This window comes from Salinibacillus xinjiangensis (assembly GCF_009649735.1).
In the GTDB taxonomy this organism is placed as follows: Bacteria; Bacillota; Bacilli; order Bacillales; family Alkalibacillaceae; genus Salinibacillus; species Salinibacillus xinjiangensis.
On record NZ_WJNH01000002.1, the window covers coordinates 93930 to 119751 of the forward strand.

The window sequence follows — 25822 nt, forward strand, 5'->3', positions numbered from 1 at the left end:
TCTGTATGTCTATAACCCTGTAATGGCTTATAGATATAATAGAAAAAGCATAATGCTTCATTCTAACTAGGTTGGTAGATTATTCAAAAAATTTTGATGGGTCAATTTTTGTACAAACTCAGTTGAGAAGCGGGTTTTTAATTCCTGAACAAAAGCATTATATTTAGAATAATTCTCCAAACCCTTTACAAATCCTGCTGTTCCGTCAAAATCTGACCCTAAACCTACACTATTTTCTCCACCTAGACGGTATATTTTTTCGATATGGTTCATCACATCTTTTGTGTCAGCATTTTTATGTCCAGTTAAAAATTCCGGGACAAAGGTAACGCCTACAAATGCTTGTTTTGAAATGAGAGCCTTTAATTGTTTATCATCTAGATTTCGTTTATGAGAACAAAGCTTATAACTATTAGAATGGCTAGCTATAGGGTATTTAGCTGTTTCCATCACATCCCAAAATCCTTGATAAGAAAGATGAGAAACATCCGTTAAAATCTCGTATGTATTGAATAACTCAATGACTTCTCTTCCAAATTGTGAAAGTCCTGCCCCTCGCTCTTCTCCTATCCCGTCACACACTCCATTACTATTATTCCATGTTAATCCAACAGCTTTTACGCCTAGGTGAATCAATGTTTTTAGCTTAATGATGTCATGACCTATTGGATGGCAGCCCTCTAGGGTTAGCATGGCCCCTTTTTCATTTTCTTTCAAAAGTTCAATATCCTGTCTGCTCCGTACCATTTTTACATTTGGATGTGACTTAAGTACTTGGTCATAAAAGATATCAACCATTTGAAGAGCTGCATGAAATTGTAAATCTGCTGGTACATCATCTGGTACAAATATGGCAAAGCATTGAACCTTTACATCATTTTCTAACCAGCGTTCTAAATTGATTCGTAATTCAGGGCTATGTTCAAAAGACCACTCAGGATTTTTCCAGAGCTGATATAGTACGTCACAATGTGCATCGATAATCATGTATTAGTGCCTCCTAGAAGTTATTAATAGGTTTATTAGATTCCTAGATATTAAAATAAAAACCTGTTTGCCCGCCACGCAAACAGGTTAGATTTATTTATCTAGGTTCAACAATCAATTTGATTGCTGTACGCTCCTCGTTATCAATCATGATGTCCGTAAAGGCTGGAATACAAATAAGGTCTACACCACTTGGAGCCACAAATCCTCTTGCAATCGCAACCGCTTTCACCGCTTGGTTTAATGCACCCGCACCAATTGCTTGAATTTCAGCTGATCCCCGCTCACGTAAAACGTTTGCTAGGGCACCTGCTACAGAGTTAGGATTTGATTTTGCTGAAACTTTTAATATTTCCATTACTAGTTCCTCCTTATTTAACTATTATTCTTCCATAAATACTATATTCACTATTAGTTAAGATATTCCTTTTTATTATGAATGATTTTTCTGAAAAATTCAAATATTATTAAACAATTTTTTGTGTCATTTTCTTTTCCGATTCCACAACAAATCCCAAAACGAGTGTTTTTGTGGTTAACTATAGATTTTTTATAAATACCCTTTTTTGTGAGAATGGTGTTTTTGACTTAAAAGATATAAACTGCGACTTAACGTTAGGATGACTTCTTTTTCAATATGATGAATGCAAAACCCTCGCTCCGGGGTCTCACCTGTCTCTTTGCTCCCACGAAGAACAGGACGTTTAAGTGTCGGTGCTCTGCCACTAGACGTGGCCGTTTTTAACTGACCAGGAGTCTCCGTGTATTTCCTCCGCTATAAGCAGTGCCTCATTCGTTTATTTAGTGCTGAAGTATTGGTTATCAAAAGCTTTTTAACCATGCCCTCATCAAAACACTCCAATAGTGGAGGCAGAATACGGAGACTCCTATGGGAGGAAGCGTGGTGAAGACCCCGCAGAAGTGGTCTGGGCTTCCGAGGAGGCTGAGGCCGCGCCCATGGAAAGCGGAGTATTCTGCCGGAACGATATGCATGCACTCAATGTTCATCAGAACGACTTAAGCGATAATAAAGAATCTAACTATGTCGCCTTTTCTATCTACTACAAAGAAAAACGAATACAGCCTTTATGAAAGAAATAATTTTTTATAAGAAACTTGTATAATCACCCATTTTTAGTGAAAAAATGGGTGATCATCGTTAATTAAAATTCGTTCAATTTTCTTAGCCATACCTGTGTCTTTATTTAGTTCTATACAAACCCCACTCAGTTGAGTTCTTCCGTCTGAAGGTACCTCAAATCGAACTGGTAATGCTGTCTGGAATCTTCGTAAGACTGCTTCTTTCTCTACTCCTAAGATTCCATCATAGGGTCCTGTCATTCCGACGTCAGTTATGTAAGCAGTCCCATTAGGCAATATTCGCTGATCAGCGGTTTGAACATGAGTATGTGTTCCCACAACTCCGCCAACTCTCCCATCTAGGAACCAGCCCATTGCTTGTTTTTCACTTGTGGCTTCAGCATGGAAATCCACAAAAACATAAGGGGTCCTTGCCTTTGCTTCATTTACAAGCTCGTCAACTACACGAAATGGGTCATCAATAGGTGGAAGAAACGTACGTCCCTGTGCATTAATGACGGCAATTTCCTTCTGTCCTACCTTATGAAAGGCCATCCCAATACCTGGTGTGTCTACAGGGAAATTAGCCGGTCTAATCATGTCGTCCACATCATCAATAAATTCAAAAATTTCTTTCTTATCCCAAGCATGGTTGCCTAATGTTATCACATTGGCTCCCCATTCTTTAAAATTACGATATATTTTTTCGGTAATACCTTTTCCATGAGCTGCATTTTCGCCATTCACAATCGTGACATCTGGACGGTATTTGGTTTTTAAATGAGGTAAATTTTCCTTCAAAATATTTCTACCTGGTGATCCAACAACATCACCAATAAATAAAATTTTCATCTTCATGTCCTCACTATCTGTTTGCTTTTCTATGGTTTACTAAAATCAGTTTCACACATATGTAGGTTCTTGTCAAAGCAGCAATTAGATATTGCTATTTTTCCAGTCATTGTTTCTTGTCATTCATATATATTTTAGAGCCAAAAAAATAAGCGATCTCGTAAGATCGCTTATTTTGCATATTCGACTGCTCTTGTTTCCCGAATAACGGTAACTTTAATATGTCCTGGATAATCCAATTCATCCTCAATTCGTTTTCGAATATCACGTGCTAGCATAAGTGATTCATCATCACCAATTGCATCAGGACGAACCATGATTCTCACTTCACGACCCGCTTGAATAGCATATGATTTATCGACACCTTCATATGAATCAGAAATTTCCTCAAGTTTTTCTAAGCGTTTAATGTAGTTTTCCAACGTCTCACTACGTGCACCAGGACGAGCAGCAGATAAGGCGTCTGCGGCAGCTACTAATACAGAAATGATGGATGTAGCTTCTTCATCACCGTGATGGGAAGCAATTGCATTAATTACAACTGGATGCTCCTTATATTTCTGTGCTAGCTCTTTACCAATTTCTACGTGACTACCTTCTACCTCATGGTCAATTGCCTTTCCGATATCATGAAGTAGTCCTGCGCGCCGTGCTAAACGCTCATCTTCACCTAGTTCAGCTGCTAACAAGCCTGCTAAATACGCGACTTCCATAGAATGCTTCAACACATTTTGACCATAACTTGTACGATATTTTAGACGACCTAAAATTTTGACTAAGTCTGGATGTAAACCATGTACACCAACCTCGAATGTAGCTTCTTCACCAACCTCACGAATATAATCGTCAATTTCGCGACGGGATTTTTCGACCATTTCCTCTATTCGTGCTGGATGTATACGGCCATCTTGCACTAGTTTTTCTAGAGCTAATCGAGCAGTTTCTCTTCTTATTGGATCAAATCCAGAAAGAATGACTGCTTCCGGCGTATCATCTATAATCAAATCAATTCCGGTCAGTGTTTCTAAGGCACGAATATTTCGACCTTCTCTACCGATTATACGGCCCTTCATTTCATCATTAGGTAAGTTCACTACAGATACGGTTGTTTCTGCCACATGGTCTGCTGCACATCTTTGCATAGCAAGTGATAAGATTTGTTTCGCTTTCTTATCTGCTTCCTCTTTTGCACGATTTTCAGCTTCTTTTACTTTCATGGCCTTTTCGTGATTAATTTCCTTCTCAACACGCTCTAAAATAATTTGTTTCGCTTGATCAGAAGTGTATCCGGAAACGCGTTCAAGCTCAGCTTGCTGTTCTTTCACCAACTCATCCACTTTGCTTTCCATTTCTTTTATTTGTTGTTGTTTTTCAGCAAGTGAGTCATCTTTTCGTTCTAACATGAGCTCGCGTTTATCTAACGCTTCCGTCTTTTTATCTAGATTTTCTTCTCTTTGTAAAAGACGGTTTTCTTGTTTTTGAACTTCTAAACGTCTGTCACGAAGCTCATTTTCAGTGTCCTGACGTAAACGATGATTCTCATCCTTTGCTTCTATTAGCGCTTCACGTTTTGCTGCTTCGGCATTCCTCCGACCTTCTTCGACAATTTGTTTTGCCAAGTCCTCAGCACTTGAAATTTTCGCTTCCGCAATAGACTTGCGAATTAAATAACCAACAAACAAACCGACAATCAAGGCTAGCAAAGCGGAGATGATTAGGGTGACTATACCATCCATTTCGTTCACCTCCTCTTGCTGTAATGCTCGTACTAAATTCCAGTCGGCATTGTACAATTTTCATTTTGAAAAAATCATCTTTGCAAAATTTGTTGAAATAAAAAAATAAAATTATACATATTAATTTTAAGCTTGACCATTTTTATTGTCAAGGACAGAAGTCATAAAAAAGGACTATCCCTTGTGGACAGTCCTCTTATAACTTAAACATCTAACATTTCTTGTGTTTCATCAGACGATTTCTCTTCTTTAACTTCATCCAGATTATGATAATTACGGATTGCTGCATTGACAGTTGTTGCAACATCTTCATTTTCACTTAAGAATTGTTTCGCGTTTTCTCGACCCTGTCCGAGTTTTTCGTCATTATACGAGTACCATGAGCCGCTCTTTTGAATGATATCTAGAGAGGAACCAATATCAAGTATCTCTCCCTCTTTAGAAATTCCTTCTCCATACATAATATCTACTTCTGCAGTTTTGAATGGTGGTGCTACTTTATTTTTCACAATTTTAATTTTCGTTCTGTTACCAATCATTTCATTACCTTGCTTTAAGGTTTCAGCTCTTCTAACTTCTAATCGAACTGAGGAATAGAACTTTAGTGCACGTCCACCCGGTGTTGTTTCTGGATTACCGAACATAACCCCAACTTTTTCACGAATTTGGTTAATAAATATGGCTGTGGTTTTTGACTTATTAATCGCACCTGATAGCTTACGTAGGGCTTGTGACATTAATCTTGCTTGTAAACCGACGTGAGCATCTCCCATTTCCCCTTCGATTTCTGCTTTAGGTACAAGAGCGGCGACAGAGTCAACAACAATCGTATCGATTGCTCCACTTCTAACTAATGCTTCAGCAATTTCTAGCGCTTGCTCACCAGTATCAGGCTGTGATAAAAGTAATTCTTCAATATTCACACCTAATTTCCGAGCATAAACAGGATCTAGTGCGTGCTCGGCATCAATAAATGCTGCTTGGCCACCATTTCGTTGTGCTTCTGCAATAGCATGTAGGGCAACTGTTGTTTTACCAGAGGATTCTGGTCCGTAAATCTCAATAACACGACCTCTTGGATATCCCCCTACTCCTAAAGCAATATCTAATGCTAGGGATCCACTTGAAACAGTAGATACTCGCTGTTCTGCCTGTTCACCAAGTTTCATAATCGAACCCTTACCAAATTGTTTTTCTATCTGTCTAAGCGCCATATCAAGCGCCTGCTTACGTTCACTCACAGTTTTTCCTCCTTTAGCAATCTATCATTAGTACTATCATAACCTTTTTTGTCGTATTTGCCAACAAAAAACCGAATAAACGTTCTGTTAATTTCAAGAAAAACATCTATCGAAAATCAATTTTTCTACTAAGTAAACATAAATTATAGCATATTTTAAGTTATGAAATTACAAATTTAACTTTTTTAAATTATTTATTCAATGGAATGGTACTGCTTTAAATAGTGATAAAGCAACTCAAAGCCTTTTTTAACTGCGCGATTTCGAATGTTTTCTCTTGTCCCATTTACTTGGATAGATTCCACCAGCGGCTCTTGGCTCCCAATTTTTAATCCTATATAGACCAATCCAACCTCTTTTCCTTCAATTGGATTAGGACCTGCATTGCCCGTGAAGCTAATCCCAATATCTGAGTTCATCATTGTTTGTATGTTATTAGCTAATTCAGATGCACACGGAGCACTTACTGTTCCGTGCTGATCCAAAACATCCTTTGAAACCTTAAGTATATTCTCCTTAATCTCACGCTGATAACAGACTATAGAGCCAAGAATAATAGTAGATGCTCCCGGAAGTGAGATCATTCGATCGATGAACCTACCACCCGTTATACTTTCAGCCGAAGATAAAGTCAAACTGTTATCCTTTAGTATCTGAAATACTCGGTTTTCCACCGTTTCGTGATCAGCACCATAATAGTAATCTCCAACTCGCTGCAAAACTTCTTTTTCCACTTTTGCAATCATAGCATTAGCTGATTCCTCTGTTTTTGTCTTTGCAGTAAGGCGTAAGGTCACCTCTCCGTCGCCGGCAAGAGGGGCAATAGTTGGATTCGTCTGTTTTTTCATGATGTCAGCAATACGATCCTCTAGAAGCGATTCTCCTATGCCGATAAATTTTAAGACCCGAGAATAAATTTTTTGATTTAGTGAATATTTTTGCTTCAGAAACGGATCAATACTTTGATTAAATATAGATTTCATTTCCCGGGGTACACCAGGAAGAAAAACCCAGCCCGTATTTTCGTGCTCTGTAAAAATCCCAGGCGACATGCCTTCATCATTAGGAAACACAGTGCTACCTTGAAACACATGAGCTTGCTTACGATTGTTCTCTGTCATCGTTTGATTACGTTTTTGAAAATAAGATTCAACTTTGGCAAGTACCTGTGCATCAACTTCGATCGGTTGATTTATAACCTGTGAAGCAACTTCTCTGGTCAAATCATCGTCAGTTGGGCCTAGTCCACCGGTTACAATCACCAGATCGGAACGCTCCTTAGCAAGCCTCATAGCCTGCTCAAGGCGATTAAAATTATCTCCAATCGTGTGGTGATAAAATACATTAATACCCAAATCCGCAAGTCGCTTTGACAGCCATTGAGCATTTGAGTTTACGATTTGACCGAGCAACAGCTCCGAACCTACTGATAAAATTTCAGCATTCATATCCTTCATTTCGAATCCCTCATCACATGCCAATTTTTAACGAAATAATCAATTCCAGAAATCACAGTAATGATTAAGGCTGCATATAACGCCACTACATCAAAAGGAAAACCCATAAGTGAAAACGGAAAATTATGAAGTAGGAGCGCACTGATAGCAATAATTTGTATCCATGTTTTTAATTTACCCATCTGACTGGCTGCAAGCACCATTCCTTCACCAGCCGCTACAAGTCTTAATCCAGTGACAGCAAATTCCCGACTAATGATTAAAATCACAATCCAAGCAGGTGCCAAACCAAGCTCAACAAGTAATATAAAGGCTGCTGAGACGAGTAATTTATCTGCTAACGGGTCCAAAAATTTTCCTAAATTGGTAACCAAGTTATGCTTTCTTGCGTAATATCCGTCAATCCAATCGGTTGTTGATGCCACAATAAACAGGATAGCAGCAGCTAAATGTGAAATCGGAAGGGTTCCTTCACCAATTTCAATCTCTCCCCAGTCAAGAGGAACAGCCAGTAAAACAATAAAAAAAGGAATTAATAATATTCGAGATAATGTGATTCGGTTAGGTATATTCATTTTTTACGCCTCCATCTAACGAAATAAAGAGTCATCGTTTCGGCGATGACTCTAAAAAATTATTCACGATTTACTCTTTCACCTTAATGGTCAAGTTTTGGACATAGTTCTCCGGCTTACTTGGATCGAATGGATATTCTACCTTTACACCATTTATTGTAACATCTAAGTCAGCAGCTCGCCCAACTCTTAACTGTATTTCTTTTTCACCAGCAAAGTCAAAGGTTTTCGGTGATTCATCATCCGAAAAGTCATCATTATAAAATACTTTTCCATCACCATTTTTTATGACAAGCCAGCTGTTTTTGGATGTTTCAATCGTCATATTAAATTCATCTTCTGGAAGCGTCACGTCATATTCGGCAGACAGCGACCCACCTTCTGATTGATTAACCAATTCCAATTCAGTTTCTGATTCCGGTTCTGGCTCGTCCACTTTTCCCTCATTCTCTGAATCTTCTTCGTTGGCCTCACCTTCACCATCTTCAGTAGCACTTTCGTCTGTCTTTTCTAGTTCATCATTTGGCTCCTGAGCTTCTTCTCCACGAGTAATTTCAACTTCATTTGAGTCTTGTTCTTGTGGAGTGTCTTCAGGTTCAATAGTTTGTTGATAAAAGTAATAAGCAAACACAATAATACTAACAATCAATAATACGGTTAAGATTTTGGGGAAAACTGAAAGAAAGATTGAATTTTTATTAGAATTTGCTTGCTTTCTATGCTTTTGAACACGACTTAACCGTTCTAGGTCCTCATCAGTCGATGAAGGAAGCTCACTTTGGTATTCTTCTAGTAGCTGGTCCGCATTTAATCCTACATTTTCCGCAAATTCCCGAATAAAAGCTCTCGTATAAAAGCTACCTGGCAATACTTTATAATTTCCTTCCTCAATAGCTTGTAAATACCGAGTTTGGATTTTGGTCATTTGCTGAATTTCATGCAGGGATAGACCTTTTTCCTCTCTGGCTTCCCTTAATTTCTCACCAAGTTCCATTTCCTTAACACCATCCATCCTTAAAAATCAAACATTGAAAAATCACTATCCTGAGAAAGACTTGGTCTTTCGACAGATTCATACCTGATTTCTTCATCTTCAGTATTTCTCAATTCAATAATATAATCAAAATCCTCTAAAGAATATTCGGTTTGCTGTACAAAAATGTCGGGGTGTTCGACAACTTTTGTACCTGGAATATGCATAATTTCACGGATTAATTGCCAATGCTTTTCACTTGCACGTCTAGTTGACACAATTCCATCTATAATAAATAGGTTATCTTCATTATACTCATCTCTAATCAATTGACTTCGTACCGTTTGTTTTAGGAGTGTGCTAGAGACAAATAGCCATTTTCTGTTTGCGCAGACACTTGCTGCTACAATGGATTCAGTTTTTCCAACTCTAGGCATACCTCGAATACCAATTAACCTATGCCCTTCTTTTTTATATAATTCAGCCATAAAATCAACGAGTAAACCTAATTCATCACGAACGAAGCGAAACGTTTTCCGATCATCCACATCACTATGTATATAGCGACCATGTCGAACAGCTAAACGATCTCGTAGTTTAGGAAGTCGCAGTTTAGTGATGCGAATGGTTTCCATCGTATCTAAAATTGATTTTAACCGTTCTATTTGCTCCTCATGTCTACATAACAAAAGCATTCCTCTACGGGAGTTTTCCACGCCATTAATTGTAACAATATTAATGGAAAGCATTCCTAATAAAGACGAGATATCTCCTAATAAACCTGGACGATTTATTTTAATTTCGTATTCTAAATAATATTCTTTTCTTTCATCCATATTCAAGCCCCTTTTGCACAAGGATTTCAAGACATTACTAAATACTATGATAAATGATTTTGGATTATTAGAAAAGGAAATATTAGCATTATTCTACAGGATTTTTCAGTAATGTCGAATTTTACGAAAAAAATTTCAACTTAAGAATAGGACGAAAGTAAAACAAGAGGGAAAAATTCCCTCTTGTTATTGAATGTTGCCTTCATTTTGAACCATTTTTACCATCATGTTTGCAATAGCATGCTTCTCATCATTTGAAGCAACATTCCATAAATCCCTCAAAATTGCTTCTTGATCATTTTTAGCATCCACTTGCGTTGCTAAGTAATCCCCAACCTCATACGCTAAGTCTGAAATTTCCTTTTGAGAAAGACCTTGGTCCTGTGCATTGTGCATTTTGTCGCCTAAAAAATGCTTCCATGAATCAAAGTTATCTAAGATGGACATGTGAATTCCTCCTTCAAATTGGACCTTTCATTCTTAGTTTGAACCGCTACTAAGAGATTATTCACGAATATTTTTAAGAGGTATATCCACCATTAACTCCAATAATTTGCCCATTTATATATTGGGCACTCTCACTAAGTAAAAAGCATACCGTATTTGCGACATCCTCAGCTCTTCCAGCCTTTTGCTGGGGAATACTTGCGATAAATTCCTCTCGTTCTTCGGATGTGAACCGATCATTCATTTTAGTATCGATAAAACCTGGGCTCACAGCGTTGACTTGAATCCCACTTGCGGCTGCTTCCTTTGCTAGTGCTTTCACAAAGGTGTTTTGAGCTCCTTTTACAGTTGAATACAATACTTCTAAGCTGGCACCTATTTCCCCCCACATGGAACTAATCAGAACGATTTTTCCCTGTGTTCTTTTAATCATACTCGATAAAAGGTAACGGGATATTTTCATCGGAGCTTTTATATGTAAGTGAAACATTTCATCGATTTCCATATCTTGAACATCTTGGAATAAGCCATATGTCGCCTTTCCGCTTGCATGCACGAATGCATCAATTTGAAAATGAAGTTGCTTTAATAAAGCATCCACCCCATCTGAGGTGGATAAATCTGCCTGGATATATGCTAAAACAGACTCTTCAGGAAATTGTTCTGATTGTTTTATTAAGCCGTCTAAATTTTGATTGCAATGTAAAATCACTTGCCATCCGTCTTGAACGAGCTTGTTAGCAATACTACCCCCAATTCCGCCGCTAGCTCCAGTTATTAAACAGGTTTTCATCGTTAACAGACTTTCCTTTCCTTTAGCTTTCTGGTACGACATAACATGTGCTTAATCGGTCTTCACTGATCCATTGCTTTACAATAGACTCAAATTCATCCTTCGTCATGTCATCTAAGGTTTGATATATATCAAAATAATCAAGGTCTAATTGATAAAAGTCAATAAAATGATTGGCTGTTCCTTCTAATGAGTTTAGTCTACGAATCAAATCACCTAATTTTTTACGTTTCATTCGTTCAAAGCTTTCCTCTGTCCACTCTTCATCCTTTAGCTTTAACAGCATAGACTGAAGTTTATCGGACAGCTTCTTTGGCGACTTTGTATCTCCGCCAACAAAGGAGAAAGAAAAGTTCTGTTCAATATGAATTTCATAATCAAACTGCTCTTCAATTAGGCCTTCTTGATAAAGCTCTTCATAATAGGCGCCACTTTTCGAAAATAAAAAGTCATAAACCATCTGTGTCACGAGCTTTAATTTCGGTATGTTTTCTTTCGTTAGCTGACTTGGGTCTTCTTTAATTCCGACGAGACATTTAGAAATGGAAATGGGCATGCGAATTTCTTTTTCCTTTTCAGCAACCTGTGTGGGCTCATCGGGAAACTTTCGATTGATTTCATCAGCAGGTCGGAATGTCTTCTTGTCTTGATTTTGCTTTATATTCTTCATCATGGCTTCAGGCTCGAAGTTACCCGTGACGAACAAAATCATGTTTGAAGGGTGATAAAAGGTTTCATAACAGGTATATAAATCATCCTTCGTAATCTTTTGAATGGAATCAACTGTGCCAGCAATATCAATTTTGACAGGGTGATTTTGGTACATAGTTCCAATCATGCCAAAAAACAACCGCCAATCAGGTTGGTCGTCATACATTTTAATTTCTTGAGCAATAATACCTTTTTCCTTTTCCACGGTTTCCTCCGTAAAATAAGGCTCCTGGACAAAGTTTAACAAGGTTTCGACATTTTCATCGACATTTTCCGTTGAAGAAAATAAGTAAGAGGTACGTGTAAAGGATGTATAGGCATTAACAGATGCACCTTGCTTTGTAAACTGTTGAAAGATATCTCCTTCCTCTTTTTCAAACATTTTATGCTCAAGAAAATGGGCAATTCCATCTGGTACGGTCGTATATTCATCTTTCCCAAGTGGTGTAAAAGTTTGGTCGATAGAGCCATACTTAGTGGAAAAAATTCCATAGGTCTTTTCCATCTCGTTACGTGGTAATAAAAAAACATCCAGTCCGTTATCTAACGTATCATAATACAACTGTTCACCAAATTGCTCTATATTTTTCACTTTCATTTTTGATCACCTTCACTCGTTAAGAAGTAAATCGTATCTAATTGAATCTGATTCGCAAATGTAATTAAATCCTCTTTTTTTACTTTTTTAATTCCCTCAAACATTTCTGACGGGGTCAAACTTCGATTAGCTAAAACTTGGTGATACATCACCTCGACAATGCCAACAGGATGATCAAACGTTTCCTTTAGCTGATGAATTGTCAGTTTTTTCGTTTCTTCCACTTCTTTATCTGTGAAATTACCTTTTTTCATATCTTCAAACTGCTCAATAATAATATTTTTAGCTTTATCGTAGGCTTCTGGTGCTATTCCACTAAAAACGAGTAAAAGACCTTTATGACTTTCAAATCGGGATGAAGCATAATAAGCAAGCTGATGCTTTTCACGGACATTTACGAATAATTTTGAGTGTGGGAATCCTCCAAATAGGCCATTAAAAACCTGCATCGTAAAGTAATTAGAATCCTTAAAGGTCGTATTGGTTCTAAAGCCCATATGTAGCTTCCCTTGTTGAATTTTTTGTGCCTCAGTTACCTCTTCGTAGTCCTTCTTTTCTTTGCTGTTTTCTACAATAGTTGGCTGATGCTTCTCTGTTCGATCAAAAGTTAAATACTTTTCAATAACCTGTTTGGACTCTTCAACATCAATATCCCCTAACAAGTATACATCCAGTTTATCTTCATTAAGCATTGACAAATACGTCTGATACAAATTTTCCCCGTTGATTTTATCAAGGTCATCAATGTACCCGTGAACATGGGTTTCATAAGGTTCACCCTTACACATTTCATCAATCAGTCGCATATTTGTATAGCTCATCTTTTGGTCCTTGATAGACTCTATTTTCTGTCTAAGTGTTTCCTTTTCTTTTTCAACAACTTCATTTTTAAAGGATCCACCATCTAAGTTTGGTTCAAATAATATTTGCTGAACAAGTCCGAGTAGTTCATCCATTAAGGAATCTTCCTGGTTTAAAAACTTCTCATTCACAAATGTGATTCGAACTGAAATAATGTGATTTTCACCTTTTTTTGCACAATCAATATTTAGATCAGCACCATAAAGCTCATCAAGCTTAGTTCTCAGCACACGCTCGCTTGGATAATCCTTTGTTCCTTTTTGCAAAACAAACGGCAGTAATGCTCTGTTGGTAGCTGTTTCTCGTTGTAGGGGTGCAAGAAAACGTATAACTAATGCATTCGTTTTGAACTTCCTAGTTGGGACTAAATGGAGTTGATAGCCATTTAGACTTTCCTTATGTTCCATTAATTCTGCCACTCTACAAAACCTCCTTAAAACATTCTACTTCCATTTTAGCTTATCATGAATATGAAAACTTATCCTAATTTTTGAAATGCCATCGTTTAAATAAACAACCTCCTATCTTGGACATGATAAGAGGTTGTTTATCTGTTCTATGAGGTTTGCTCTTCTTCTACATTTGAAACTAGTACCTTTCTTGGTTTACTTCCTTCATATGGCCCGACAACTCCACGGTCCTCCATGGCATCAATTAAGCGGGCGGCTCTTGTATATCCGATTCGAAATCTTCTTTGTAGCATAGAAACACTGGCACTTTGAGCACTTAGGATGAGCTGAACAGCATCATCATATAACTCATCGTCTACTTCTTGAACGACCTCAGACTCATCCTCAGGGATCATCTCCTCTTGGTACTGTGCCTTTTGTTGCTCCACACAATGGTCAACAATTCGTTCCACTTCTTCATCTGATAAAAAGGCCCCTTGGATACGTGTTGGCTTAGAAGCTCCCACAGGCATAAATAGCATGTCTCCTCGTCCAAGTAACTTCTCCGCACCACCAGAATCTAATATGGTTCTAGAGTCGGTTTGAGAAGAAACGCTGAAGGCGATTCTTGACGGTATATTTGCCTTAATGACCCCTGTAATAACATCTACAGATGGTCTTTGTGTCGCGATAATTAGGTGTATACCTGCCGCTCTTGCCATTTGCGCTAAACGAGTGATTGCATCCTCAACTTCATTAGAGGCAACCATCATCAGGTCTGCTAGCTCATCGATTAAGACGACAACATATGGCAGTAAAGGCTGCTCCTCATCGTTCAGGCTGTTCATTCGTTTAATATACTCATTGTAGCCCTCAATATTTCGTGTACCCGTATCTGAAAATAGGTCATACCGTCGTTCCATTTCAGCAACCACTTTTTTCAAAGCTCTTGCTGCTTTTTTCGGATCGGTCACAACCGGTGACAGGAGATGAGGAATCCCATTATAAACATTTAATTCAACTTTTTTCGGGTCAATCATCATCATCTTAACTTCATGAGGCTTTGCTCTCATAAGGATACTTGTGATAATTCCATTTACACAGACACTCTTACCACTACCTGTGGCACCTGCAATTAGTAAATGGGGCATCTTATTTAATTCTGCGGTGATAGCCTCACCCGAAATATTACGACCTAAACCAAATAACAGTTTTTGATGATTGTTTTTCGGGTAGGAATCCAATACTTCGCGTAAGGATACCATTGCTGTTTCATGATTTGGAACCTCAATTCCAATGGCAGACTTACCTGGAATTGGGGCTTCAATTCGCAAATCCTTTGCTGCTAGCGCTAAGGCTAAATCATCATGTAAATTGACAATTTTGCTTACCTTTACCCCTGCATTAGGGTGAACTTCATACTTGGTCACAGAAGGACCTACATGAACCTTGGAAACTTTCGCCTTTACCCCAAAGCTTTCAAACGTTCTTTCTAGCTTGCGAACCGTAGCTTGTATTTGTGATTTTTCTTGTTGCTGCGAATTTTGAATAGGTTCAGCTAATAAATCTGGTGAAGGTAATATATATTCGACATTTTCCAATTCTGTAAGTGGTAAGGCCTCGTCTATATCCGAAGTTGGATGGTTATCCTCGGATACCTTTTCCTGATTCTCTTCTTCTTGACCTTTATGTTCCTCTTTTGACAGAGGAGTCTCATCAAATTCATGAGTATGATATAAAGCGTCCGTAAAATCCTGAATAATCGGCTCTTCATTATCACTATTCGTTTCAGGTTGGCTAGCTTGTCCGATTTCAACTTCCATTTCATTATCAGCATCTGCTTCAAGTGCAGCCTTTTTTTCAGCTTTATTCGCTTTGTGCTCAGCCCATTTTTGCTGTAGACGGAGCCTGTACTCCATAATTTTCCCTTTCAATTTTTCATAGATTGTACTGATTATGTCTCCTAAAGAAATTTGAGTTAAAAATAGTATTCCTATGATTAGTCCAAAAAAGGAAAGAATTTTGGCACCTGTTGGAGAAAATAAATAAAAGCTAAACGCATAAAGACTTGCCCCTAATAATCCTCCGCCTAAGTATGTAGCCTCTAGATCACCAGCTATAAATCCCCTGAAATGGGACCATGTTGTCTTTAAAATCGAGGGATCCAACGCCGTTGTCATGATGGGTTCATAAATTTGGACATGAGTAAATAATAATAGTGATGAAAAAATGATATAGAAGCCTATTAATTTAGTATGTAAAAAGTTAGGCCATTCCCGTTTAATCATAAGTGATATACCTAATCCAAACAGAAAGATGGATGGAATAGAAAACCAAAAGCCAAAAAATAATCGAAATAAATTTTCTAAGCCCCTTGGGATAAATCCACCTGCTATAGCGGTAATCCCACTGGAAAAGATGGCAAGGGAGATGAATAACAAGCCTAATAGTTCAAACTTTAATCCTTGCTTCACCGATGTCTTCTTTTTTCTTCGTTTACGTCTTTTCTTTGCCATAAATCATTCACCTCATTGCATTATGTAAAACAAGGTACCATTTTACTGTAAAAGAGAAGCAGCCAATTATCTGGCTGCTTGATATCAATCCTATTATATCATAGTGCAACTTAAGGTAAAATACTAGGTAGGTTTATAACCGAATTTTTGCACCTGGGGAATATTGTTCATCTAAGTAATCGTTTGGGTCGGTTGAAATGGTTTGTAATACCTCATAGGTGCCATCCTTCATATCTTGGACCTTCATCACACGATTGTTAATGGTTACCCATTTATAATTGTTATACTCATCATCTTCGGTTGGGAAAATATCATGCTCATTTAATGGCGTATACAAAATCATTGAATCACCTGACTTCCATCTTGGTCTTTTCGTTCATCAATTAATTGATTTAGCTTTTGCATAGCCTCTTTCACTCCACCCACTTCATTGATAAGTCCATATTCTACAGCATCTGTACCGATGACATTCGTCCCTATATCCCTTGTTAGGTTTCCTTTTTCAAACATAAGCTCTTTGAACTTTTCCTCAGCAATATCTGAATGGCGAGTAACAAAGTTGATGACTCTATCCTGCATTTTATCCAAATATTCAAAGGTTTGCGGGACACCTATGACCAACCCGGTTAAACGAATTGGATGTATTGTCATGGTTGCCGTTTCAGCTATGAATGAATAATCAGTCGATACCGCAATTGGTACGCCAATTGAGTGCCCACCACCTAATACTATAGACACAGTTGGTTTAGATATGGAAGCAATCATCTCTGAAATTGCAAGTCCTGCTTCAACATCTCCTCCAACTGTATTCAGTAAAACAATAAGTCCTTCAATTTTAGGGTTTTGTTCTACAGCAATAATTTGCGGTAGTAAATGCTCATATTTCGTTGTTTTGTTTTTAGGTGGTAATTGCACATGGCCTTCTACTTGCCCAATTATCGGTAGAATATGGATATTGGAATCCGGTGATGCCGGAACATTCGTTTGTCCTAATTGTTGTAGCTTTTGCACTAAGGCACTGGAGTTATTTTCATTGCCTTGTTGTTCGTCTTTGTTTCCGTCTTTTTGTGGATTCTGATCATTGTTCACTTTAACTACGCCCCTTCTTCCATGTTTAACCTTATTATGGCCAGAAGGTACTTTACCCATGCAGAAAGCCGACAGAAAATCTGCCGGCTTCCGCTAAAAGCTATTTAATGCATTTTCTAATACTTCTTGTTCCTGGCTGTTTAATGGAACTAGTGGTAAACGAACTCCACCAACATCTACACCCTTCATATTGAGAGCGGCTTTCACCGGAGATGGGGAAGGAGCAATAAAAACCCCCTTCATAATCGGTAAAAGCTTTCGGTGTAGCTTAGCTGCTTCTGTGACTTTGCCTTGGTTATACAATTCAATCATCTGTTTCATTTCCTTGCCGATAACATGTGATGCAACGGAAATTACACCATCACCGCCTAAGGCTTTAATTGGTAAAGTTAAACTATCATCACCACTATACAATAGAAAATCATCACTTGTTCTTTCGATGATTTCAGCTATGCGATCCAAGTCTCCACTGGCATCTTTAATGGCAACAATATTCTCAATCTCAGAAAGATTAACAACCGTATCTGCTGTCATACTTACCACTGTACGTCCTGGAACATCGTACAATATGACTGGAAGCTTTGTTTGAGTTGCCACTGTTTTATAGTGCTCATACAAGCCCTGTTGATTTGGTTTGTTATAATATGGATTCACGAGCATAATGGCATCAACATTTGTCTTTTCAGCCTCTTTAGTCAGTCTAATTGTAGCTCCCGTATCATTCATCCCCGTACCCGCAATCACAGGTACTCTTCCACCTACGTATTCTGCAACTTTATCATAGAAAAAAGCCTTTTCCTGATCAGATAATGTCGGGGATTCGCCAGTGGTTCCTGTCACAACTAAGCCATCTGAACCATTTTCAATCAAATAATCGACCAACCGTTTCGTTTTCTCTAAATCTACCTCACCCCTAGCATCAAAAGGGGTAACCATGGCAGTTAAAACCTCACCGAAACTCACATTCATTACTCCTTTCTTAACTTAACCTTGTTGTTCTAGTTGAAACGTGTCATGTAATGCGGTAACGGCTTCTTTTAGGTCTTTTTCCTTTATTAACACCCATATTGTCGTATGACTGTCAGCAGACTGTAAGATCTCAATGCCTTTAGCAGTTAAAGAACCAACAATTTTTGACGTCACCCCTGGTACCCCTGTCATTCCAGCGCCAACAGTTGACACTTTAGCGCAATTAGAAAGGGTTGTTGGATGATAACCTAGGTTTTCTAATAGCTGTACCGCTTTGTCCGCAGATGAACTTGGTACTGTATAGGTTACACCATCAGGTGAAATATTAATAAAGTCTACAGATATTTTGGCTTCAGCCATTGATGAAAATACCTCATCATGTAATTTTCCAATATGTTGTTCCGTTTTTACACTTATTTGGGTAATACCTGATAAGTGTGCAATCCCGGTAATCAGACGATCTGGTATGTCCTGACCCCGCTCTTCTGTTCTAGAAGAAGTAACAAGTGTACCTTCATCGTCTTTATAAGTGGATCTGATTCGAAGTGGAACCTCGGACTGCATCGCAAGCTCCACCGCTCTGGGATGGATAACCTTTGCACCTTGATAGGCCATATTACAAATTTCACTATACGTCACAACTGATAAAGGGCGAGCAGATTCGACGATTCGAGGATCTGCTGTCATAATACCTTCTACATCTGTAAAAATATCCACAAAATCTGCTTTTAAAGCGGCACCCAAGGCAGCTGCGGTTGTGTCAGAGCCACCTCTTCCTAGAGTTGTCGTCTCACCGTTTTCATCTTTTCCTTGAAATCCTGCGACAACTACAACATCATGGGTTTTTAATTCATCTATGATTCTATCTGTTTTCACTTTTTCAATTTTGGCATTGGTAAAATCACCATTTGTTAAAAATCCTGCTTGACTTCCTGTGAGGGCGACTGAATTCATTGATGCAGTATTTAGTTCACTAGAAAATACGACGGATGATATCGTTTCTCCACATGACACTAATAAATCTTTTTCTCGATTCGAAATCGAGGACTCGCTATCAATTAAAGATAGCAGCGTATCTGTAGCATAAGGGTCTCCATGCCGCCCCATTGCTGATACTACTACAACCACTTTATATCCATCTTGCACGGCCTTTTGCACGTGTGAAATGGCATTCTTCCTCGTTTCCTTTGAACGCACAGAAGTTCCACCGAATTTTTGTACAATTAATTTCATCTAGACACCTCAAACAAAACGTTATTTTAACCAGTTATTCTCAATAATCGTTTCTGCAATTTGTACCGAGTTCCAAGCTGCACCTTTTAGAAGATTGTCGGAAACAACCCATAAATGAAAGCCATTTTCCTGATCTAAGTCACGACGAATACGCCCAACAAAAACATCACGTTTGCCTTCTGCACTCAAAGGTGTTGGGTAGGATTGATTTTCAGGATCATCTTCTAAAACAACGCCAGGTGCTGCTTCAAACAGTTCTTTTAATTTCGCAACTGATGCGCCGTCTTTCTCAACCTCAAGGTAGACACTTTCTGCATGTGAAGTAAAGAAAGGAAGACGCACGCACGTTGCAGCAACAGGTAGTTTATCTAAATGCAAAATCTTTTTTGTTTCATTGATCATTTTCATTTCTTCAAACGTATATCCGTTTTCTTGGAAGACATCTATTTGTGGCAAAGCATTAAAAGCAATTGGGTAATGCTTTTCATCACCTTTAACAGGTAGGATTTCTGGTTTTAGTTCTTCCCCATTTAGGAAGGCTTGAGATTGATCCTTAAGCTCGCGGGCAGCAACAGTACCAGCACCAGATACAGCTTGATAGGTGGATACAATTACACGCTTTAGTCCAAATGCTTCACGTACAGGCTCTAATGCTGCAACCATTTGGATGGTAGAGCAGTTTGGGTTAGCTATAATACCTTTATGCTTCTTAATATCCTCTTTATTTACTTCAGGTACTACTAATGGTACTTCTGCGTCCATGCGGTATGCACTTGTGTTATCAACCACAACTGCTCCTCTTTTTACAGCTTCAGGTGCCAATTTTTTAGAAATAGAACCACCTGCAGAAAATAATGCAATATCTACACCTTCAAAGGCTTCTGGAAGTGCTTCTTTTATCTCAACTTCTTCACCATTAAAGAGTACTTTCTTTCCAGCAGACCGCTTAGATGCGAGTAGGGAAATTGTGCTGATAGGAAAATTACGGTCTTCAAGCGTTTCAATCATTTTTTGACCTACTGCTCCTGTTGCACCTACTACCGCAACATGGTAACCTTGTGTATTTTGTGTCATTAAATGTTTCCCCTTTCTTAAACAATATGTTAACTATAATAGTTATCCACTTAATTAGTTAGACTATTATATATTATTCTAGCATACTCTGTTTGATTAGAAAAACTTGGCTAGATGTCAACGGGCCTGCTGAAAGCGTATTTGAGTTTTTTAACATGGTATGAGCCTTAGTTTATTCTTGTAATCATCCGAATAATCTAAATTACTGAATACTAGATACTATTTATGCATTAATCTTCTCTAAACATACGTTGAATAAGAACGGGCTGATACTGTTCACGGTCTAAGGCACTCTCTACAGCAACCTGGAGTTGTTCCATGTCAGCTACAAGTGAATTAGGTTTCTTAAACGGATGATCCTGACCAAATGGAATAAAGTAGAAAAATTGACTTGCCATTAACCTCATTAGATTTACCCCGTTTAAGCCTAATGCGTCATTTGTAGAGATTCCTAAAACAATTGGATTTTGATTACGCATTGTGGCTTTTGCAGCCATTAAAACAGGTGAATCTGTTAAAGCATTGGCAAGCTTACTCATCGAGTTCCCCGTTAAAGGCGCAATAACCATACAATCTAAAGGATTTTTCGGCCCAAGTGGCTCTGCTTCTGGAATGGTTGAAATGACCTTTTGACCCGTTATTTCCTCTATTTTACTTACGTGGTCAACTGCCTTCCCAAACTTTGTGTCTACAAATTTAACCGTGTTCGAAATGACAGGTACCACCTCTGCACCAGCATCTACAAGTTTTTGGATTTGCGGAAAAATCTCCTCGTACGTACAGTGGGATCCCGTTACACCAAATCCAATTCGTTTTCCTTTAATATCCATTAATAACTACCCCTTTCTCCCTGTTCATTTAAAATTTGTACGATCACACTAGCCAAAATGTCGCCTGCTGTTTTGGGGGCGACCATATTCGGTATACTTGGGGCAAGAATGGCCTTAACACCTCTTTTTTTAGCGTAGCGAAAATCAGTTCCACCAGGTTTGGAAGCCAAATCAATAATGATTCCATCCTGGGGCATATTTTGAATGACCTTCACATTTACAACAGGTGCTGGAATGGTATTTAATAAAATATTACAGTCTGAAACGTGTTCGTTAACCGTTTTCGTCTCAAAGGGTTCAAATCCCATCTCGTATATTCGTGCTAAATCACTCGGCTTTCGAGCACCCACTTTTACCCTTGCCCCTAATGCTTTAAAGGTACGGGCTAACGTAATTCCTGTTCGACCAAACCCTAGAACAACTACGTCTGAATCATGAATGGTAAAGTCCGTATATTGGATTGCCATCATGACCGTACCTTCAACTGTTGGAATAGAGTTATAGATGGCAATATCATCACGATTGAACAGTGGAATTAAATTCAAGTTATGTTTATCGCATAGTGTAGTTAAATAGTTGTTAGTAATTCCGGTAAAGACAAGAGTAGAGGGCTTTAAATTTTCTGCCCATTCTTCTGTTAACTGTGGTGAGTAATCAGAAAAATGGGAATCAAGATATCCTTCATGATCTGTTCCTCTTACAGGTAGTAACACAGCATCTAATTCTTCAGCATCTATATTTTCCATATTTGTTTTTATAGAGCCTGGTATTTGCTCTTCTAGTTCATCAAAACCAACTAAATATACTGTAGCGTCTGATTCACATAGCTTTTTGATGACTTGGATCTGTCTGGCATCGCCACCGAGTATCCCAACCTTAAAATTCGTTAACATCACAATACACCTCACAGTGTTTGTTCTTAGTACAAAAGCCCATTAAAGTTTACGCTCATATACTATGGCAAAACGAATAATAGTGTGAATAAAAAAGGGTGATTTCGTAAACTTTATACTTCGCAGTTGATAGAAAATGCGACGTAACTAAATTTAGATTCGTTCTGTACTGAATAATATGAGTGCATGCATACCGTTCCGGCAGAATACTTCGCTTTCCATGGGCACGGCCTCAGCCTCCTCGGAAGCCCAGACCGCTTCCTGCAGGGTCTTCACCACGCTTCCTCCCATAGGAGTCTCCGTATTCTGCCTCCACTATTGAAGTGTTCTGATGAATGCAAAGTTAAAAAGCTTTTGATTAACCAATAGTTCAGCTCTAAATAAACGAATGAGGCAATGTTTTAGCGGAGGAAATACACGGAGACTCCTGGTCGGTTAAAAACGGCCACGTCCAGTGGCAGAGCACCGACACTCGAACGTCCTGTTCTTCGTGGGAGCAAAGAGACAGGTGAGACCCCGCAGCGTTAGCGAGGGGGCACACAGCTCCTGCCCGCGGCAAAGAAGACACTATGAAAACGACCAAAGGGAGTTTGAGTAGATGTCAACTTGTGCCCTTGGGTGAAAGCGAAGTGTATTTCCATAGCGACGGTTTTGCACTCATCATATTGATATTTGGAAACAAGTCCTGCTGAAGTTACGTCGCATTTTATATCTTTTTAGTCAAAAACAACATTCTTATAGAGAAGAGCGATAAAAAAACCTTTGTCTTCTTTGAAAAGAAAACAAAGGTTTATTGATTATCCATATACGGCTCGATTATATATTCATTTATACCGATCTTCATAGGGCTTTACAATCATCATGTCATCACCAATTGTTTCAATTTCGTTCCAATGAAGCTCAGCTTGCATTTCACCCTTCTTAACCCCAAACCACTTATAATTGGGAACAACTATGGATTGAATCTTACCCGTTTTAATATCAATGTCTAAATCTGTTTGACCTAATACACCTAACCGAGTCCCTCGAGAAACATCTATTAGTTCTTTTCCACTTAACTCTTTAAATCTCATTAAACTCCCCTCCCATTAAATCCTATGCAAAAGGAAAGGAGCTTATTTATCTTATCTAAAATTCGTCAGCTTATCAGATGTAGCCGTAGCGCTTTATTATTTAGGAGCGATTAAAGCACTTGAATAAGGTTTTTGAAATACCTTTTGAATGATATTTTGTACGGAGTCATGGTGGACGGCATCGATTTGCTCTACAACTTCATCAAGCGTACGATGACGTTTTAACAACAACTCATTTTTCCCATTCCGACTCATACGGCTATTCGTGCTCTCTAATCCAAGCATTAAATTTCCCTTTAGTTGCTCCTTACTATTTTTTAACTCTTTGTCAGTCAACCCGTCCTTAGCGAGCTCATCGACCGTATCATCAATAGTCTCCTTTAACACCTCTAATTGATCACTGCCTGTACCACCATAAATCGTTAGTAGGCCGTTATCTAAAAAAGAACTATGATAGGAGAAAACGGAATAAGCTAGACCTTTTGATTCTCTCACCTCTTGAAACAGTCTAGAGCTCATACTTCCTCCTAATACGTTATTTACCACAACTAAGCTATAAATGTCTTCTGCCCCTAAAGGGAGACCACTATAACCTAAACATAGATGGGCCTGTTCTGTTTCTTTTTTTCTATTGATGTGCTCCGTTATAAAGGTAGGCTCATTGTACCGATGAGATTCCTTGTTTGTTTCATAGGAACCAAACAGTTTTTCAACCTCTTTAAAAAAGCTTTCATCTACATTTCCTGCTACAGAAATAACTACATTATCCGGTCCATAATTATGATCCATATAGTCTCTTAAATCTTCTGGTGTAAAGGAATGGAGTGTTTCCTCAGTTCCTAAAATAGGATACCCAAGCGGATGCTTACCAAATGAAGCACGAGACAAGAGATCGTGTACAATATCATCTGGTGTATCCTCATACATTTTAATTTCCTCATAAACAACCTTTTTCTCACGTTCCATTTCATCGGTTTGAAACGTGGAATTGAAAAACATATCTCCTAAAATTTCTAAAGCATAGCTTGCATGTGTATCCAACACCTTCGCATAATAGCAAGTGTACTCTTTTGAAGTGAACGCATTCACTTGTCCGCCTATGGCGTCAAAGCTTTCTGCAATTTCACGGGCAGATCTATTTTCCGTTCCTTTAAACATCATGTGTTCAATAAAGTGTGAGATGCCATTATTTTTATTGGTTTCGTTTCGGGAGCCTGCTAGTACCCAAACTCCGATGGAAACGGATCTTACGGTTGGAATTTCTTCTAGAACAATGCGTAGTCCATTTTTACATGTGTATTTTTTTACCAAATCAAAGTCCTCCTAAGTTCCACAAAGTTTGTTACAGTTATGTTTATCTTTTTTCCGTTAATAATTTACCAACAGTTCCAATTTTATAGTTTTTCTCCTTAATTTTCAAAGTTAATTCATCAATAGACTCTTCCATGACCTTTGTTGGATGCATTAAAATCATGGCCCCACCCTCTAGTTTTGATAACACACGATTTAATACAACTGACTTTTCAGGCTTTTGCCAATCAATGGTATCAATTGTCCACATAATGGTTTCCATTTTGTTTTCTGCCGCAATTTTTACTACCTGCTTATTAAAGTTCCCTGCAGGAGGAGCAAGGTATTCAGGTTTTTCCTTTAAAATGGATTGAATAATTTCATTCGTCTTCGTAATTTGTTCTTTAATTTGCCCTTCCGAGAGCTTACTCATATTCGGGTGATTATATCCGTGACTACCAATTTGATGACCTTCCTCTGCTATCATCTTTAGCATATCCACATTGTTTTGCGCCCATTTACCGTCAATAAAAAAAGTTGCTTTCACATTTTGTTCCTTTAACTTTTTCAGCATCCCTGGTATGTACTCTTCACCCCATGACACATTAATGAGGTAGGATACCATCTTTTTTTCAGGATGACCACGATAAACTGGCGCAGCAGGAAGATCCGTAAATTTTACCTCTGGTTCAATCTCTTTAAAAGCGAGTAATTTTTCATCAAACTTCCCTTTTTTCTTCATGTTTATATATGATTTATCTACATTGACCTTTAACCCATTTATACCAGGCATTTTCTTCCATACATCATCAATTTTGGCATTTTTCGGTTCCTTTTCATACTCTGTCGCTTTTTGTTTGATTTCTAGATACAGGGGATCATCTTTATTTACTTTCGATATAGTAGTCGACTTCATTACCGATACGTAATCGTCTGAAAAGGGGTTCTCAAATACCCCGAAAGACAAGAAGGCTAAACCAATAAATAAGATCCCTTGTATAATATATCGCCGCTTCATATAAAAACCCCCTCCATTCCACCTTATGAGGGGGTTGTACTAGATAGAACTTGGAAAAGTGAACGTGATCTAGGTGGTGATGTGGCTGGGGTGTGCGGGTGTGCTGAAGTTGGTTGTTTTTTTGCTGAAGAAGACGTGGTGAATGCTGAAGAATGTGTTTTTTGCTAAACATCGCTATGCATCTACTATAGAAGGAGCACAGGGTCTCTGAAGTTCATCATTACCCTGCTAAAGAATTAAGCTGAAATGCTAAACACAGCGCTCCCTAGTCAATCCTGTACCTCAATCAACATCCAGCCCG

General features: G+C 38.3%; 25 protein-coding genes. 1 reads left to right on the forward strand and 24 read right to left on the reverse strand.

Features of this window, described 5'->3' with window-relative positions; translation table 11 throughout:
• Positions 1-66: 66 nt before the first annotated feature.
• Both GH754_RS03145 and spoVS read right to left on the reverse strand, forming a co-directional pair.
• Positions 67-987, reverse strand: a complete 921-nt coding sequence (locus GH754_RS03145; RefSeq protein WP_153727288.1) for a dipeptidase — start codon at positions 985-987, stop codon at positions 67-69.
• Between the two features lie 97 nt (positions 988-1084).
• Positions 1085-1345 carry a stage V sporulation protein SpoVS gene (spoVS, locus tag GH754_RS03150; RefSeq protein ID WP_044157499.1) on the reverse strand — a complete coding sequence of 87 codons (261 nt, stop codon included), beginning with the start codon at positions 1343-1345 and terminating at the stop codon, positions 1085-1087.
• A gap of 599 nt (positions 1346-1944) precedes the next feature.
• Here spoVS and GH754_RS19775 point away from each other — a divergent pair.
• Positions 1945-2079, forward strand: a complete 135-nt coding sequence (locus GH754_RS19775) for a hypothetical protein (protein WP_267206649.1) — start codon at positions 1945-1947, stop codon at positions 2077-2079.
• Between the two features lie 42 nt (positions 2080-2121).
• Here the strand turns inward: GH754_RS19775 and GH754_RS03155 are convergent, their stop codons facing one another.
• The 22 genes from GH754_RS03155 to GH754_RS03260 form a co-directional block, all read right to left on the reverse strand.
• Positions 2122-2919 carry a TIGR00282 family metallophosphoesterase gene (locus tag GH754_RS03155; RefSeq protein ID WP_153727289.1) on the reverse strand — a complete coding sequence of 266 codons (798 nt, stop codon included), beginning with the start codon at positions 2917-2919 and terminating at the stop codon, positions 2122-2124.
• Between the two features lie 170 nt (positions 2920-3089).
• On the reverse strand, positions 3090-4655 hold the full coding sequence (rny, locus tag GH754_RS03160) for a ribonuclease Y (protein ID WP_153727290.1): 1566 nt from the start codon (positions 4653-4655) through the stop codon (positions 3090-3092).
• 203 nt (positions 4656-4858) lie between these two features.
• Positions 4859-5896, reverse strand: a complete 1038-nt coding sequence (recA, locus tag GH754_RS03165) for a recombinase RecA (protein WP_323741826.1) — start codon at positions 5894-5896, stop codon at positions 4859-4861.
• 194 nt (positions 5897-6090) lie between these two features.
• Positions 6091-7353, reverse strand: coding sequence for a competence/damage-inducible protein A (locus GH754_RS03170; RefSeq protein WP_153727291.1), 1263 nt, complete (start codon positions 7351-7353; stop codon positions 6091-6093).
• The gene (gene pgsA / locus GH754_RS03175) at positions 7350-7928 is read right to left on the reverse strand and encodes a CDP-diacylglycerol--glycerol-3-phosphate 3-phosphatidyltransferase (RefSeq protein ID WP_153727292.1); all 579 of its coding nucleotides are present in this window, start codon (positions 7926-7928) and stop codon (positions 7350-7352) included. Before pgsA ends, GH754_RS03170 begins: the two co-directional genes overlap by 4 nt.
• Positions 7929-7998: 70 nt before the next feature.
• Complete coding sequence (locus tag GH754_RS03180; protein WP_194841269.1) at positions 7999-8922, reverse strand: helix-turn-helix domain-containing protein; 924 nt, start codon at positions 8920-8922, stop codon at positions 7999-8001.
• Between the two features lie 20 nt (positions 8923-8942).
• Entirely contained in the window at positions 8943-9737 is a 795-nt protein-coding gene (locus GH754_RS03185) for a YmfK family protein (RefSeq protein WP_153727294.1), read from the reverse strand.
• Positions 9738-9923: 186 nt separating this feature from the next.
• The gene (locus GH754_RS03190; RefSeq protein WP_153727295.1) at positions 9924-10184 is read right to left on the reverse strand and encodes a DUF3243 domain-containing protein; all 261 of its coding nucleotides are present in this window, start codon (positions 10182-10184) and stop codon (positions 9924-9926) included.
• A 73-nt stretch (positions 10185-10257) separates the two neighbouring features.
• Positions 10258-10977, reverse strand: coding sequence for an elongation factor P 5-aminopentanone reductase (gene ymfI, locus GH754_RS03195; protein WP_153727296.1), 720 nt, complete (start codon positions 10975-10977; stop codon positions 10258-10260).
• Between the two features lie 22 nt (positions 10978-10999).
• Entirely contained in the window at positions 11000-12286 is a 1287-nt protein-coding gene (yfmH, locus tag GH754_RS03200) for an EF-P 5-aminopentanol modification-associated protein YfmH (protein ID WP_153727297.1), read from the reverse strand.
• Positions 12283-13566: an EF-P 5-aminopentanol modification-associated protein YfmF gene (gene yfmF / locus GH754_RS03205; RefSeq protein ID WP_323741827.1), complete on the reverse strand. Its 1284-nt coding sequence runs from the start codon at positions 13564-13566 to the stop codon at positions 12283-12285. Before yfmF ends, yfmH begins: the two co-directional genes overlap by 4 nt.
• A gap of 137 nt (positions 13567-13703) precedes the next feature.
• Complete coding sequence (locus tag GH754_RS03210) at positions 13704-16052, reverse strand: DNA translocase FtsK (protein WP_153727298.1); 2349 nt, start codon at positions 16050-16052, stop codon at positions 13704-13706.
• Positions 16053-16185: 133 nt separating this feature from the next.
• The gene (locus GH754_RS03215) at positions 16186-16389 is read right to left on the reverse strand and encodes a YlzJ-like family protein (protein WP_194841270.1); all 204 of its coding nucleotides are present in this window, start codon (positions 16387-16389) and stop codon (positions 16186-16188) included.
• 2 nt (positions 16390-16391) lie between these two features.
• Positions 16392-17063, reverse strand: a complete 672-nt coding sequence (locus tag GH754_RS03220; protein WP_407690654.1) for a ClpP family protease — start codon at positions 17061-17063, stop codon at positions 16392-16394.
• 171 nt (positions 17064-17234) lie between these two features.
• Entirely contained in the window at positions 17235-18104 is an 870-nt protein-coding gene (dapA, locus tag GH754_RS03225; protein ID WP_456114933.1) for a 4-hydroxy-tetrahydrodipicolinate synthase, read from the reverse strand.
• A 21-nt stretch (positions 18105-18125) separates the two neighbouring features.
• On the reverse strand, positions 18126-19343 hold the full coding sequence (gene dapG / locus GH754_RS03230) for an aspartate kinase (RefSeq protein WP_153727302.1): 1218 nt from the start codon (positions 19341-19343) through the stop codon (positions 18126-18128).
• A gap of 21 nt (positions 19344-19364) precedes the next feature.
• Positions 19365-20417 carry an aspartate-semialdehyde dehydrogenase gene (gene asd / locus GH754_RS03235; protein WP_153727303.1) on the reverse strand — a complete coding sequence of 351 codons (1053 nt, stop codon included), beginning with the start codon at positions 20415-20417 and terminating at the stop codon, positions 19365-19367.
• A 230-nt stretch (positions 20418-20647) separates the two neighbouring features.
• Positions 20648-21247, reverse strand: coding sequence for a dipicolinate synthase subunit B (gene dpaB, locus GH754_RS03240; RefSeq protein WP_153727304.1), 600 nt, complete (start codon positions 21245-21247; stop codon positions 20648-20650).
• Positions 21247-22140, reverse strand: a complete 894-nt coding sequence (gene dpaA / locus GH754_RS03245; RefSeq protein WP_153727305.1) for a dipicolinic acid synthetase subunit A — start codon at positions 22138-22140, stop codon at positions 21247-21249. The genes dpaB and dpaA overlap by 1 nt, the downstream gene beginning before the upstream one ends.
• Before the next feature lie 824 nt (positions 22141-22964).
• The gene (locus GH754_RS03250) at positions 22965-23213 is read right to left on the reverse strand and encodes a YlmC/YmxH family sporulation protein (protein WP_153727306.1); all 249 of its coding nucleotides are present in this window, start codon (positions 23211-23213) and stop codon (positions 22965-22967) included.
• 96 nt (positions 23214-23309) lie between these two features.
• Entirely contained in the window at positions 23310-24524 is a 1215-nt protein-coding gene (locus GH754_RS03255; protein ID WP_153727307.1) for a M16 family metallopeptidase, read from the reverse strand.
• A gap of 43 nt (positions 24525-24567) precedes the next feature.
• Positions 24568-25521, reverse strand: a complete 954-nt coding sequence (locus tag GH754_RS03260) for a polysaccharide deacetylase family protein (protein ID WP_153727308.1) — start codon at positions 25519-25521, stop codon at positions 24568-24570.
• Between the last annotated feature and the right edge of the window lie 301 nt (positions 25522-25822).

Bases quoted from the DNA above. Each gene is read 5' to 3' on its own strand.
- GH754_RS03260 (WP_153727308.1), bottom strand. From the start codon at position 25,521: ATGAAGCGGCGATATATTATACAAGGGATCTTATTTATTGGTTTAGCC.
- dpaA (WP_153727305.1), bottom strand. From the start codon at position 22,140: ATGTTAACGAATTTTAAGGTTGGGATACTCGGTGGCGATGCCAGACAG.
- GH754_RS03145 (WP_153727288.1), bottom strand. From the start codon at position 987: ATGATTATCGATGCACATTGTGACGTACTATATCAGCTCTGGAAAAAT.
- pgsA (WP_153727292.1), bottom strand. From the start codon at position 7,928: ATGAATATACCTAACCGAATCACATTATCTCGAATATTATTAATTCCT.
- GH754_RS03185 (WP_153727294.1), bottom strand. From the start codon at position 9,737: ATGGATGAAAGAAAAGAATATTATTTAGAATACGAAATTAAAATAAAT.
- spoVS (WP_044157499.1), bottom strand. From the start codon at position 1,345: ATGGAAATATTAAAAGTTTCAGCAAAATCAAATCCTAACTCTGTAGCA.
- GH754_RS19775 (WP_267206649.1), top strand. From the start codon at position 1,945: ATGGAAAGCGGAGTATTCTGCCGGAACGATATGCATGCACTCAATGTT.
- dapG (WP_153727302.1), bottom strand. From the start codon at position 19,343: ATGAAATTAATTGTACAAAAATTCGGTGGAACTTCTGTGCGTTCAAAG.
- GH754_RS03190 (WP_153727295.1), bottom strand. From the start codon at position 10,184: ATGTCCATCTTAGATAACTTTGATTCATGGAAGCATTTTTTAGGCGAC.
- GH754_RS03155 (WP_153727289.1), bottom strand. From the start codon at position 2,919: ATGAAAATTTTATTTATTGGTGATGTTGTTGGATCACCAGGTAGAAAT.
- dpaB (WP_153727304.1), bottom strand. From the start codon at position 21,247: ATGGATATTAAAGGAAAACGAATTGGATTTGGTGTAACGGGATCCCAC.
- asd (WP_153727303.1), bottom strand. From the start codon at position 20,417: ATGACACAAAATACACAAGGTTACCATGTTGCGGTAGTAGGTGCAACA.
- ymfI (WP_153727296.1), bottom strand. From the start codon at position 10,977: ATGAAAACCTGTTTAATAACTGGAGCTAGCGGCGGAATTGGGGGTAGT.
- GH754_RS03170 (WP_153727291.1), bottom strand. From the start codon at position 7,353: ATGAAGGATATGAATGCTGAAATTTTATCAGTAGGTTCGGAGCTGTTG.
- rny (WP_153727290.1), bottom strand. From the start codon at position 4,655: ATGGATGGTATAGTCACCCTAATCATCTCCGCTTTGCTAGCCTTGATT.
- yfmH (WP_153727297.1), bottom strand. From the start codon at position 12,286: ATGAAAGTGAAAAATATAGAGCAATTTGGTGAACAGTTGTATTATGAT.
- GH754_RS03210 (WP_153727298.1), bottom strand. From the start codon at position 16,052: ATGGCAAAGAAAAGACGTAAACGAAGAAAAAAGAAGACATCGGTGAAG.
- GH754_RS03180 (WP_194841269.1), bottom strand. From the start codon at position 8,922: ATGGAACTTGGTGAGAAATTAAGGGAAGCCAGAGAGGAAAAAGGTCTA.
- GH754_RS03250 (WP_153727306.1), bottom strand. From the start codon at position 23,213: ATGAGATTTAAAGAGTTAAGTGGAAAAGAACTAATAGATGTTTCTCGA.